Genomic DNA, 13,029 nt, shown 5'->3' with positions numbered 1-13,029 from the left:
CCCGGCTTATCAGGAAAGCACAAAAGACGGTTTGAAAAACCGTTCCAAACGAATGAAACAGAAATACGTCGTTGTCTACGAAGATAACCACCTGATTGTGGTCAATAAAGAGCCGGGTGTGTTGGTGCAGGCGGATAAAACCCGCGATGTGCCACTGCTTGATATGATAAAAAGTTACATCAAGAAAAAATACGATAAACCCGGCGATGTGTTTCTGGGAACCGTTCACCGGCTCGACCGGCCCGTGAGTGGGCTGGTGGTGTTTGCCCGGACGTCGAAGGCGCTGGAACGGATGAACGAAATCTTCCGGAAACGGCAGGTTCAGAAAACCTATTGGGCTGTGGTGGGGCGAAAACCCCGGGAGGAGAAAGGCCGGCTGACCCATTTTCTGCTCAAAGACGAAGCGACGAATACCGTAAAAGCCTATGACGACGAAGTGCCGGGTTCGCAAAAGGCCGAATTGACGTACCGGTTACTCGGAAAAATCAACGATCATTATTTGCTGGAAGTCAATCCGATTACGGGTCGGCCGCACCAGATTCGGGTGCAATTGGCGAGTATGGGCTGTCCGATTCGGGGAGACATCAAGTACGGCTTCCCGCGGCCAAATCAGGACAGCAGCATCAATTTACATGCCAGACGGCTTTATTTTGTTCATCCCATCAAAAAAGAACCCCTGATCTGTAAAGCCGGGGTTCCAAACAGTCCATTTTGGGAAGAGTTTTTAGCGCTTGATCCGGAAGATTACAAGGATAAAAACCTGGATTTCATTTATTGATCACTTCGGTCAGCGGAAAGGCCAACGTAGAATCATCCTACAATTCGTTAAAATGGCGTAGCTATTTGGACGAAGAAAAACCGGTCTTCGAGCCGGAAAATGGGGTTTACAAATCGTTTATTCAACGGTGGGTGCTACATCAGACCAAAACTGGTTGAGCACTTTGTCTGCCATCTGAATCGCTCCCTGAAAAGCGCCAAAAATCATACATAAAGGCAGAATAATGGGGAAGAAAACAACCCAGTGCAAAATCATGTTCAATTTGACCTTCTTCATCTCGGTATTTGGGTAAAAGGGTGCCACTTTTAACGGAACGCAAGGTATTAAAACCCCTATTTCTATTGTACTGTATTCAAAGAAAGAAACGTTTGGTTTCTGCTTATATTCAAAATTACTCTTGAATTATTTCTATAACAAACATTCAAAAAAAAAGATTTACTAAATTACAAAAGCTGGTCTGATTGCTTTTCCGTATGTCGTGGAAAAATAGTAATTTGTTCTTCCATTAAGGATTTGAAATAGTAGATAAATACAAAATGTTGAATATTATTCAACTGTTACCGGATTCGATTGCCAATCAGATTGCGGCAGGGGAAGTGGTGCAACGCCCGGCATCAGTGGTCAAAGAATTACTGGAAAACTCAGTAGATGCCCAAGCAAAAACCGTACAAATTATTATACGGGACGCCGGGAAAACACTGATTCAGATTATAGATGATGGCATTGGGATGTCGGAAACCGATGCCCGGATGAGCTTTGAACGGCACGCTACCTCAAAAATCCGTTCGTCCGACGATCTGTTTCGCATCCGAACGATGGGTTTTCGGGGCGAAGCCCTGGCATCCATTGCCGCCATTGCCCAGGTTGAACTGCGCACCAGACGGTCCGACGCATCCCGCACCAACGACGAGTTGGGAACGCTTATCCGGATGGAAGGCTCCGAACTGAAAACCCAGGAGACGGTTTCGTGTTTGCCGGGAACGAATATTCTGGTAAAAAACTTATTCTTTAATGTGCCGGCCCGGCGCAATTTCCTGAAAACCAACTCGGTAGAAATGCGGCATATTCTGGATGAATTCCAGCGTGTCGCGCTGGCCCATCCGGAGGTGGCCTTTTCACTGTATCACAACGATTCGGAAGTCTACAACCTGCAGGCCGGAAAGCTGAGCCGCCGGATTGTCGATTTATTTGGAAAGCAATACCGCGAACAACTGGCTTTCTGCGAAGAAGAAACGCCGTATGTGAACGTCCGGGGGTATATCGGCAAACCCGAATTTGCCCGCAAAACGCGGGGAGAACAGTTTTTCTTTGTCAATTCGCGCTTCGTCAAGCACAACTACCTGCATCATGCCGTCGTGGGTGCCTATGAAGGAACGATTCAGGACGGTTTTCATCCTTTCTACGTCCTGTTTATCGAAATTGACCCGTCGCACATCGACATCAACATCCATCCTACCAAAACCGAAATCAAGTTCGACGATGAACGCTCGGTGTATGCCATCGTCATGGCGGCTGTTCGGAAGGCCGTTGGCGTCTATAATTTGACCCCTTCGCTCGATTTTGATTCCAATGTGAACTTCCTGCCTGTGACCCCGGCCCCCCGTCGTACGTCTGAAGTACAAGTGGGAAACGGAAGTGGCCAGTCGGATGCTCAAAGCCGGTCGCCCCTGCGACCAATGTCACCCGCCTGGTCGACCGAACCGGCTGAACACAAAGCGGCCACCAGTTTTGACTTTCCACGCAAGTCGGCCGCCAATTGGCAGGCGTTGTTTGAAGGGCTGGAAACCAATGAAACCCCGGCGACTGAAGCGCAGAATCTGTTTGAAAACAACGCATCAGCCGATTCGCAGGCCGAAATCGAGTCGGTAACGCTGGGAAGTCGGGTGAACAAACTCATTACGTCAGCGGTTGCTCTGGAAGGGGCTGGTCCCATTCTTCAGGTACACAACCGCTATCTGGTAACGTCTGTTCAGGCCGGTATGCTGGTGATCGACCAGCGCCGGGCCTACGAACGGGTGTTGTATGATCAATACCAGGCCGCACTGACCAAGCGCAACGGCGTGTCGCAGCAACTGCTGTTTCCGAAAACGGTGACGGTGATGCCGGTCGATTACAACCTGGCACTCGAACTGCGCGACGATTTGACGAGTCTGGGATTTCTGTTCGACGAAATCGGGCAGAATGCCTTTATGATCCGGGGCGTTCCGGCGCTTTCGGTAGGCGAGAATGAAGAAGAACTGTTTGCCAACCTGCTGGCGCAACTCCGCGAAGATACGGGGCGGTTGAAACTGGAGCGGGCCGAAGTCCTTGCCCGTTCGCTGGCCCGGCGGTCGGCTGCGCGGCACCAGAAGCAACTGGCCGAACCGGAACAACGGGCTCTGGTCGATCAATTAATTGCGTCATCAAACCCATCCTATACGCCCGGTGGTGAACCGATTACGACGGTATTGGCGTTAGATAAATTAGCGGGATTATTTCGGTCCTGATATGGTTATTATGCAAGAAAACGTTACAATTTTATGAATCTTACGCCGGTCGTCAGGACGCTGTTGCTCATTAATGTTGGTTTGTTTATTGTAAAAGCGTTGGGAATCGATCTGATCAGTACGTTTGGACTCTATTCGTTTCTTTCACCGGCCTTTGCACCCCACCAGTTTGTAACCTACATGTTTCTGCATGCTGATTTTGGGCACATTTTCAGTAATATGCTGGGTTTATTTTTCTTTGGCCCGATGCTTGAGCAGGTTTGGGGGAGCAAACGGTTTACGATTTTTTACTTTATTACCGGCGTTGGAGCCGGATTATTATTTCTGGGCATAAACTATTTTGAAGCCAGCCAGTTACGAGATGCAGTGGCTGTTTTTCAAAGCAACCCAACGCCCGAGTCGCTGGAGTTATTTTTGTCGGATCGGGGCCTGTTGAGTCAGGGGGATAATTTTTTACGCGTGTTTGAAGACAACCCAACGGACCCGGCGTATCGAAGAGGGGCCGTGCAACTGATTCAAACGTATTATGAGCAGCAATTGGCGGTACCGATGGTTGGGGCGTCGGGAGCGATTTTTGGAATCTTGATGGCATTTGGATTATTATTCCCAAATACCGAACTTTTCCTTTTATTTCCACCGATACCCATCAAGGCGAAATACCTGGTGGCGTTTTATGGTGCGTATGAATTGTATTCGGGCATTTATCGGGCACAGTCCGACAATGTGGCGCATTTTGCTCATATTGGCGGTATGCTGTTTGCTTTTATATTGGTGAAATATTGGGGGAAGCAACGAAATAATTTTTATTGAGTAATGAGTGGACTGTTAGATGACTTCCGGAGCGAATTCAACAAGCCCAACAACACGTTGGTGCAGTTGATTCTTGTTAATACCATTGTCTTTCTGCTGCTGTTGATCCTGAAAGTCATTCTGACGCTGGCAGAAATGTCGGGAGTCTACAATCTGATTGTCGATCAACTGCGGTTACCGGCTGCCCTGGGAACCTTCATCACGAAGCCGTGGACGATGATTACGTACTTCTTCACCCACGAAGACGTCTTTCACATTCTGTTCAACATGCTCTTCCTGTACTGGTTTGGCCGGTTGATCGACGAATACCTGGGGAATCGCCGGCTGGTGGCGCTCTATATGCTGGGCGGTTTGGCGGGCGGTCTGGCCTATATGGCTATCTACAACCTCCTCCCCTATTTTCAGGAGCAGGTGGGCGACTCCCGGATGCTGGGCGCGTCGGCTGCGGCTTTTTCCGTGGCAGTCGGAGCGTCGACACTGCTGCCGAACTATACGTTTCATCTGCTGTTTTTTGGTCCGGTTCGGATCAAATACATTGCCTTCTTCTACATTGTTCTGTCGCTGGCCCGGTCCATTGGTCCGAATGCCGGGGGCGATCTTTCCCATTTGGGGGGCGCTTTGGTCGGATTTCTGTTCATCAAAATGCTTCAGAATGGAACGGATCTGGGGCAACCCATTTATTGGGTGATGGACGGCTGGCAAAGCCTGTTTCGGAAAAAACCGCCGGTTAAAGTGTCTTACCGTCAGCGCAGTAGTGCCAGCCTGAGCACCGGAGCTTACGCGGCTCCGTCGTCTCCTTCGGCGGTTGCGATGCCGGATCAGGACGAAATTGACGCGATTCTGGATAAAATATCCCGTTCCGGTTATGAAAGCCTGACTCGTGAAGAGAAACAGAAACTTTTCCGGGCGAGCCAGCGTGGATAGAATCTAAATTGTATTTTTCTCGCGAATTTTCGGTGACGGTTTTTAGAGGGAAAGAATACATACTGTTCGATAAACTTTAGTTGAAAGCACGCTGGAACCCGATTTTAGCGTGCTTTTTGACCCTGTATCAATTCTGTAAGCCATTTGTCCGGAATCTGGGCAATCACTGTGCAGTTTGTATTTTTTTTGTACTTTTGCCTGATACTCATTTCATGAATGAACGCTGTGAAACAGTTTGTTACCACACGTAGTTTATGAAAAACATTCTATAGCATCCAACCTACTATGTTGATCACACCCGGCAGGCTACTCGCCAAGATTGACAGTCCGGACGACCTCCGTAATCTGAATCAAACCGATCTTCCACAAGTCTGTGCCGAGCTACGGCAATTCATTGTCGATAATGTATCGGTATATGGAGGCCACTTTGGGGCCAGTCTGGGCGTTGTCGAATTGACGGTAGCCCTGCATTACGTTTTCAACACACCGGATGATCAATTGGTCTGGGACGTCGGGCATCAGGCGTATGGCCACAAAATTCTGACCGGACGACGGGATACTTTTCATACCAATCGGTTTTATAAAGGGCTCTCCGGTTTTCCGAAACGGAAGGAAAGCCCATATGATTCTTTTGGCGTTGGCCACTCTTCAACGTCGATTTCGGCGGCCCTGGGTATGGCGGTTGCCTCGCAGCTACAAAACCATCCCAAACGTCATCACATCGCTGTCATTGGCGACGGTGCGATGACGGCCGGTTTGGCTTTTGAAGGCATGAACCACGCCGGCGCAACCGAAGCCGATCTGCTCATTGTGCTGAATGACAACTGCATGTCCATCGACCCTAATGTGGGTGCATTGCGCGAATACCTGACGGACATTACCACCTCGCCGACCTACAACAAAATGAAGGACGAAGTCTGGAATTTGTTGGGCAAGATGAGCAATTTCGGGAAAAGCGCACAGGACATTGTTTCTAAAATTGAAACGGGCCTGAAAGCGTCGCTGCTTCACCAGAGCAACCTGTTCGAATCGTTGAACCTGCGGTATTTTGGCCCCATCGACGGCCACGACATCGATCATCTGGTGAGCGTAATGAACGACCTGAAAGACATTCCCGGCCCCAAACTGCTACACTGTCTGACGGTAAAAGGCAAAGGATACGGCCCTGCCGAAAAAGACCAGACCAAGTGGCACGCGCCGGGTTTGTTCGACAAGGTAACGGGCGAAATCAAAAAGAAAGTCTACGACAAACCACAACCGCCTAAATACCAGGATGTTTTCGGGAACACGCTGGTTGAACTGGCCGAAGTGAACGAGAAAATTGTGGGCGTAACGCCCGCCATGCCGTCGGGGTCGTCGCTCAATATCATGATGAAAGCCATCCCGGACCGGGCTTTCGATGTCGGTATTGCCGAACAACATGCCGTTACCTTTTCGGCGGGCATGGCCACGCAGGGACAGGTGGTTTTCTGCAATATCTACTCCACGTTCATGCAGCGGGCCTACGATCAGGTGATTCATGACGTCTGCATTCAGGAACTGCCGGTTATTTTCTGCCTCGACCGGGCCGGTTTTGCCGGTGCCGATGGGCCAACGCACCACGGAGCCTACGATTTGTCGTTTATGCGCTGCATTCCAAACATGATTGTGGCCAGCCCGATGAATGAGCAGGAACTGCGCAACCTGATGTTTACGGCCCAGTCGGATACCATTCAACAGGGAAAACAGGCTTTTACCATCCGTTATCCGCGGGGCGAAGGCGTGATGCCCAACTGGCGGACTCCCCTCGAGCAGATCGAAGTGGGAAAAGGCCGCAAAATCCGGGACGGAAAAGGCGTCGCCATTCTGACCATTGGCCCCATCGGAAACTACGTGACAACCGCCTGTGATCTCCTCGAAACCGAGATGATTCACCCGGCCCACTACGATATGCGGTTTGTAAAACCGCTCGACGAAGTGATGCTGCACGAAGTATTCCAGCGTTACGACAAAGTAGTCACCGTTGAAGACGGCTGCGTGATGGGCGGTTTTGGCAGTGCGGTGATCGAATTCATGACCGACCACGGCTACGTGGCCCGCGTGAAGCGGCTGGGCATTCCGGACGCGGTGATCGAACACGGCGAACAGATCGACCTTCACCGCGAATGTGGTTTCGATCCGAAAGGAATTGCCGATGCCGTCCGGGAACTAACCTATGCCGAGCGCATCATTACTGCTTAACCGATAACCCTTACTCAGCAACGTGGCCGGGTTACCAGTGCGATTGAACCGATGGATGGGTGCGGAAAACAACCGGCCTCCTCTCTTCAATCGCAGCGGTAATCCGGCCACGTTCATATTCATTTCTACTTTGTAACAATGCAGGTATTTAAATTCGGCGGGGCATCGGTGAAAGATGCGCAGGGAATTCGCAACGTGGCCGGAATCATTCAACAGCAGCCACCGAAGCAACTGGTGGTGGTGGTGTCGGCAATGGGTGAAACCACGAATGAACTGGAGAAGCTGACCTGGGCCTATCTTGGCCGGGAAGCGGCCAAAGACACGATCTGGCAGCACGTCCGGGCGCGTCACGAACAAGTGATCGATAACTTGGCTGGTGATAACCGCGAACCTTTTGAAGGCGTCTACGAGCTGTTTTCCGACGTAGAAACCCTGCTTGCCGAGGAGCCGGAACCCAATGCGGATAAAGTATACGACCAACTGGTTTCCTTTGGTGAACTGCTCTCGACCCGCATTCTCAATGCCCACCTGAACCAATCCGGTTTGGACTCCTACTGGGTGGATGCCCGGCGGTTGATCCGAACGGATGATACCTACCGCGAAGGCAAGGTAGACTGGGAGCGAACCGGTGAACACATTACGGACACCCTCGCCGATCTGATCGAAACCAGCGTTATGATCACGCAGGGGTTTATTGGCAACACAGGCGAAGGCTACACCACGACCCTGGGCCGGGATGGTTCGGATTATACAGCGGCTATTTTTGCCTATTGCCTGAATGCTGAGCGCGTTACGATCTGGAAAGATGTGCCGGGCGTTTTGAACGCCGATCCGAAATGGTTCGACGAAACCGTCAAAATCGACCAGTTGACCTATCAGGATGCCATCGAACTGGCCTATTACGGCGCGACGGTTATTCACCCGAAAACCATCAAACCGTTGCAGAATAAGAACATTCCGTTGTACGTCCGGTCGTTTCTACAACCGCAGGAGCCCGGAACGGTCATTGGCCATTTTGAGAAGCACCTGCCCGTTCCGTCGTTCATTTTCAAGATGAACCAGACGCTGATTTCATTACATCCGAAAGACTTTTCGTTTATTGCGGAAGAAAATCTGAGTAAAATTTTCGGGCATTTTGCGGAATATGGCGTGAAAATTAACCTGATGCAAAATACCGCCATCAGCTTTTCCGTCGTGGTCGACCACCGGCCGGAGCGGTTGGCCCGTCTGATGCCCCATTTGCAGGAAAACTTTCGGATTACCTACAACGAGGGGCTGGAACTTATCACCATTCGGCACTACGACGAGAAAACCATCGACCGGGTTTTGGTCCATAAAAAGCTGTTGCTGGAACAGAAAAGCCGGTATACCGTGCAACTGGTGGTGAAAGACGAAGCCCGTAGCCCGACCCCGGAACTTACGCCAGAATAGGTTTTACCACCTTTCCGGCCACATCGGTCAGGCGGAAAGGGCGACCCTGGAACTGGTACGTGAGTTTTTCGTGATTGAACCCCAGCAAATGAAGAATCGTCGCCTGTAAATCGTGGACGTGTACCTGATCCTTCACGCCGTAATAGCCGATGTCATCTGTTTCGCCGAACGAAAAACCGCGTTTGACGCCACCACCCGCCATCCAGACCGTAAACGCATCCAGGTGATGATCGCGGCCCATGAACGGCAATGTCTGACCATCGCGGTTTTCCTGCATCGGCGTCCGGCCAAATTCGCCACCCCAGACCACGAGCGTGTCGTCCAGTAAACCGCGCTGTTTCAGATCCTGGAGCAGAGCTGCTACGGCCTGATCCGATTGCCGGCATTTGTCGTGGAGTCCCAGATCGATGGCCGTACTCGTGTCCGTACCGTGTGAATCCCAGCCCCAGTCGAACAACTGTACAAAACGCACCCCGCGCTCCACCAGCCGCCGGGCCAGCAAACAGTTCCGGGCAAACGAGCCTTTGTTCGGGTCAACGCCGTACAGATCGAGCATGTACTGCGGTTCGCCTTTGATATCCATCGCATCCGGCACCGACATCTGCATCCGGAACGCCAGTTCATACTGCGCAATGCGGGTCAGAATTTCCGGATCTTTTACGTCGTTGTATTGTTGCTGATTGATTTCCGAAATGGCATCGATGGTGTTTTTCCGCATATCCCGCGACATCCCATCCGGGTTAGAAACGTACAAAACCGGGTCGCCTTCCGTCCGGCACTGAACGCCCTGATACACCGACGGCAGAAAACCGCTGCCCCAGACCGACTTCCCGGCATCGGGTTGTTTGCCCCCGGACGCCAGCACGATGTAACCGGGTAAATTGTCATTTTCCGTTCCCAAACCGTAGGTCACCCACGAACCCATACTGGGGCGTCCCAACCGGGCGGCTCCCGTGTGCATCAGTAACTGTGCCGGAGCGTGGTTGAACTGGTCGGTGTGCATGGCTTTCAGAAACGTAATTTCGTCCACCATACCCTGCAAATGTGGCAAATAATCGGAAACCCAGGCTCCCGACTGACCGTGTTGGGCAAACTTCCCCTGCGGCCCCAGCATTTTGGGAACGCCCCGGATGAAGGCAAATTTCTTTCCCGTCAGCAATTCCTGCGGACAGTCTTTGCCGTTGTATTTCGCCAGTTCCGGTTTATAATCGAACAGTTCAAGTTGCGAGGGCGAACCCGCCATATGGATGTAAATCACCCGTTTGGCTTTTCCCGGAAACTGCGCCGGACGCACCGCCGTCGGGGAGCGGTCGTCGTTGCCCAGCGGTTGCGCACTGGTTACGGAGGAACCTTTCTCGTCGGATTTCCCCAAAAAATCACAGCTAGCCAGGACGGAACCCAGTGCCATGGCACCCAAACCGGTGGAACACGTATGCAAAAAATGCCGCCGGGTTTCGCGTTGGACAGCCGCCTGTTGTAGTTCGTCGATGAGCTTTTTCATATTATTCTTTGGTAATCACTTCATCCAGGTTGAGCATGGTATTGGCGGTAATCGTCAAAGCCGCCAACTGCGGAGTGGCGTCTTTCTGGGCCAGTAACTTCTGCGCGTCGATGGGATGCTGTTGGTAATAGGTCTCCGCTTTTTGATACAACTTCACTAGCACAGCCAATTTTTGAGGGGCCGGATTCCGCTGCATGACTTGCCGAAAACCGGCCTGAATTTGTTGGTCGGCGGTTTTTCCGTGTTTCTGCATCATAGCCGCCAGCGTCTGAGCCGATTCGACAAAAACCGGATCGTTTAGGGTAACGAGTGCCTGCAAAGGCGTGTTCGTCCGAATGCGCCGGACCTGACAAAACTCCCGGCTTGGACTGTCGAAGGTGATCATCGACGGATACGGCGACGTTCGTTTCCAGTAGGTGTATAACGCCCGGCGGTGGCGGTCTTCGCCTTCGCTCAGTTTCCAGCTCTCGCCGTTGTAGGGCGACTGCCAGATGCCTTCGGGTTGCGACGGTTTTACACTCGGGCCAAACCGTTTCGAACTCAGCAAACCGCTGGTTGCCAGCGCCTGGTCACGGACCTGTTCGGCCGTTAGTCGTACGCGGGGACCACGGGCCAGCCAGCGGTTGAATGGATCTTTCGCGACCAAGTCTGCCGAAGCCTCCGAACGCTGACGGTAGGTGGCTGATGTTACCATGCGTTTCAGCAGGCGTTTCACCGACCAGTGATCGGTTTCCATGAATTCAGTCGCCAGATAGTCCAGCAATTCCCGGTGGGTGGGCGGAATGCCCTGCGTTCCCATATCTTCCACGGTTTCGGCCAGCCCGGTTCCGAAAAGCTGTTCCCAGAAACGGTTGACGGCTACCCGCGCGGTTAGTGGATGATCCCGATTCACCATCCACAGCGCGAGTCCCAGGCGGTTTCGGGGAACCGGTTTTCCGTTTGAATCAGTGGGCAAGGGCGGCAGTGATTTAGGAACATCGGCTTGCACCGGTTTTCCTTTTACGAGCCAGTTGCCCCGGTCGAACACGTGCGTTTTCCGGGCAAAATCGCCTTTTCCTTCGAACAAAACCGGCGTCGATTCCGGTTTGGCGTTCAACACCGCCTGAAGTTTGTGATCTATTTCGCCCAAAACCGTTGCCGAGGTTCCCGGCAAAGCAGGCCGAAACGACACCCATTTAATCATCGTCCAATCCTTCGGTTGTTTCGGGCTGTCCATCGTCAGATACACATGATGACGCCCCGAAACCGTCGGCATTGGATAAATCATCACGGTATCACGCCACTGACTCCCGGTTTTGGGTACAGGAATCGTCAGCAGCGTCGGACCCGTCGGGCTGTCCTGATGGAGCGTCAAAACCGCCTTTTCGGCATTTGTTCCAATCGCCATAATCAGGCGGTTGGTTCCGTTCAGGTTGACGTTTTTGATCCGCGCCGATCCGCCGTGCTGTACGCCGAAAAACTTGGCATCCAGCAGCGACGCGTTGACGTACTGATCGAAATCGTGTGAATTGATTTTAGGCTCGGTCAGCCGGACAAAATTCACCAGTTCCTGCACCGGCTGGGGCTGCTTCGTGTGTGACGCCACCCAGTTTTTCAACTCGGCCACCTTCACCGAATCCTGATCCTTGAAAAACCGCAGGGTCGGTGTATCGGTCTGAACGTCCTCGTCGCGGGTGTTGTTGAAAAAGGCCAGGTACTTGTAATATTCATCGTGAACAAACGGGTCGTAGGGATGGCTGTGGCACTGCACACAGGCAAACGTCGTTCCCTGAAACACGTCCCAGGTCGTGTTTACCCGATCCAGCACCGCAGCAACCCGGAATTCTTCGTCCTGCGTGCCGCCCTCGTCGTTGGTCATCGTGTTGCGGTGAAAACCGGTCGCAATAAACTGGTCATCCGTTGGATTCGGGAGCAAATCTCCCGCCAGTTGCTCGATCGTGAACTGGTTATACGGCATATCCTGATTGAAAGCCTTGATGACCCAGTCGCGGTACCGCCAGATTTTTCGTTCGGTATCTTTTTCGTAGCCTTTCGAATCGGCATACCGTGCCAGATCGAGCCAGAGCGCCGTCCAGCGTTCACCGTAGGCGGGTGAAGCCAGAAGCCGGTCCACCACTTTTTCGTACGCATTTGGTGATTGATCCTTCACAAAATCAGCCACTTCCTGCTGCGTGGGCGGCAAACCGGTCAGGTCGAGGGAAACGCGCCGGATGAGCGTGGCGCGGTCGGTTTCCGGTGACGGTTTCAGCGATTGGCCCCGGAGTTTTTCGAGTATAAACGGATCAATCTCATTTTTGACCCAGTTGGTTTCGTCATTTTTGGCTAATCCCAAGCGGCTCCAGAACGTACCAATTTGAGGAATTTCCGGTTTTTCGATGCGGGTATAAGCCCAGTGATCTCCCCATTCGGCACCCTGATCGATCCAGTTGCGGAGGGTTTCAATTTCTTCGGGTTTCAGGGGGGGCGCATCCAGCGGCATACGGTCGTCGTGATCGGTCAGCGTCAATCGGCGGATCATTTCGCTGGCGTCGGCATCACCGGGCACGATGGCGGGTTTGCCCGATTTCGTCGGTGCAACGGCTTCGTGCCGAAACAAGACGGAAAATCCCCCGGCCTTTTTGACGCCCCCGTGGCAGGCAATGCAGTTTTTATTCAGCAGCGGTTTAACCTGGGTGTTGAAGTCGACGCGCTCCTCGAACCAGCCCAGAAAGGACGAGAGCAGCAAGCCTACTCCCACCACGGCTCCACTGACGACGATTACTTTTGTGTTCATACGCGGCCCCAACTGGGCGGTATTGGTTCTACACAAATTTAGTTAGCCATAATCCTAATCGGAATGGAGCAAATTTTGCTTTACATGGATAATTTTACGGTTTCCG

Annotated in this window: 9 protein-coding genes; 6 read left to right on the top strand and 3 right to left on the bottom strand. The window is 52.2% G+C overall.

Annotated elements, in window-relative coordinates; genetic code table 11:
• Positions 1–52: 52 nt before the first annotated feature.
• Entirely contained in the window at positions 53–778 is a 726-nt protein-coding gene (locus tag DUE52_RS18705; RefSeq protein WP_114407560.1) for an RluA family pseudouridine synthase, read from the top strand.
• Positions 779–895: 117 nt separating this feature from the next.
• Here the strand turns inward: DUE52_RS18705 and DUE52_RS32455 are convergent, their stop codons facing one another.
• Positions 896–1,054 (bottom strand): hypothetical protein, encoded by a 159-nt coding sequence (locus DUE52_RS32455; RefSeq protein ID WP_165840968.1) that lies wholly within the window; start codon positions 1,052–1,054, stop codon positions 896–898.
• Positions 1,055–1,314: 260 nt separating this feature from the next.
• Here DUE52_RS32455 and mutL point away from each other — a divergent pair, with 260 nt between their 5' ends.
• From mutL to DUE52_RS18680, 5 genes are all read left to right on the top strand, one after another.
• Entirely contained in the window at positions 1,315–3,264 is a 1,950-nt protein-coding gene (mutL, locus tag DUE52_RS18700; RefSeq protein WP_114407559.1) for a DNA mismatch repair endonuclease MutL, read from the top strand.
• A 33-nt stretch (positions 3,265–3,297) separates the two neighbouring features.
• Positions 3,298–4,074 (top strand): rhomboid family intramembrane serine protease, encoded by a 777-nt coding sequence (locus DUE52_RS18695; protein WP_114407558.1) that lies wholly within the window; start codon positions 3,298–3,300, stop codon positions 4,072–4,074.
• A 3-nt stretch (positions 4,075–4,077) separates the two neighbouring features.
• Positions 4,078–4,998 carry a rhomboid family intramembrane serine protease gene (locus DUE52_RS18690; protein WP_114407557.1) on the top strand — a complete coding sequence of 307 codons (921 nt, stop codon included), beginning with the start codon at positions 4,078–4,080 and terminating at the stop codon, positions 4,996–4,998.
• A 285-nt stretch (positions 4,999–5,283) separates the two neighbouring features.
• Positions 5,284–7,218, top strand: coding sequence for a 1-deoxy-D-xylulose-5-phosphate synthase (gene dxs / locus DUE52_RS18685; RefSeq protein ID WP_114407556.1), 1,935 nt, complete (start codon positions 5,284–5,286; stop codon positions 7,216–7,218).
• Between the two features lie 138 nt (positions 7,219–7,356).
• Positions 7,357–8,649, top strand: a complete 1,293-nt coding sequence (locus tag DUE52_RS18680) for an aspartate kinase (RefSeq protein ID WP_114407555.1) — start codon at positions 7,357–7,359, stop codon at positions 8,647–8,649.
• Here the strand turns inward: DUE52_RS18680 and DUE52_RS18675 are convergent.
• Both DUE52_RS18675 and DUE52_RS18670 read right to left on the bottom strand, forming a co-directional pair.
• Positions 8,636–10,150 (bottom strand): DUF1501 domain-containing protein, encoded by a 1,515-nt coding sequence (locus DUE52_RS18675; RefSeq protein WP_114407554.1) that lies wholly within the window; start codon positions 10,148–10,150, stop codon positions 8,636–8,638. The two genes, DUE52_RS18680 and DUE52_RS18675, sit on opposite strands and share 14 nt — an antisense overlap.
• A gap of 1 nt (position 10,151) precedes the next feature.
• The gene (locus DUE52_RS18670; protein WP_114407553.1) at positions 10,152–12,923 is read right to left on the bottom strand and encodes a DUF1553 domain-containing protein; all 2,772 of its coding nucleotides are present in this window, start codon (positions 12,921–12,923) and stop codon (positions 10,152–10,154) included.
• Positions 12,924–13,029: the final 106 nt, after the last annotated feature.

Source organism: Larkinella punicea (assembly GCF_003334855.1).
In the GTDB taxonomy this organism is placed as follows: domain Bacteria; phylum Bacteroidota; class Bacteroidia; order Cytophagales; family Spirosomataceae; genus Larkinella; species Larkinella punicea.
Note: the sequence above shows the minus strand (reverse complement) of the source record. Positions and strands in the feature narration are given on the sequence as shown.

Bases quoted from the DNA above. Each gene is read 5' to 3' on its own strand.
- DUE52_RS18705 (WP_114407560.1), top strand. From the start codon at position 53: ATGAAACAGAAATACGTCGTTGTCTACGAAGATAACCACCTGATTGTG.
- DUE52_RS32455 (WP_165840968.1), bottom strand. From the start codon at position 1,054: ATGAAGAAGGTCAAATTGAACATGATTTTGCACTGGGTTGTTTTCTTC.
- mutL (WP_114407559.1), top strand. From the start codon at position 1,315: ATGTTGAATATTATTCAACTGTTACCGGATTCGATTGCCAATCAGATT.
- DUE52_RS18695 (WP_114407558.1), top strand. From the start codon at position 3,298: ATGAATCTTACGCCGGTCGTCAGGACGCTGTTGCTCATTAATGTTGGT.
- DUE52_RS18690 (WP_114407557.1), top strand. From the start codon at position 4,078: ATGAGTGGACTGTTAGATGACTTCCGGAGCGAATTCAACAAGCCCAAC.
- dxs (WP_114407556.1), top strand. From the start codon at position 5,284: ATGTTGATCACACCCGGCAGGCTACTCGCCAAGATTGACAGTCCGGAC.
- DUE52_RS18680 (WP_114407555.1), top strand. From the start codon at position 7,357: ATGCAGGTATTTAAATTCGGCGGGGCATCGGTGAAAGATGCGCAGGGA.
- DUE52_RS18675 (WP_114407554.1), bottom strand. From the start codon at position 10,150: ATGAAAAAGCTCATCGACGAACTACAACAGGCGGCTGTCCAACGCGAA.
- DUE52_RS18670 (WP_114407553.1), bottom strand. From the start codon at position 12,923: ATGAACACAAAAGTAATCGTCGTCAGTGGAGCCGTGGTGGGAGTAGGC.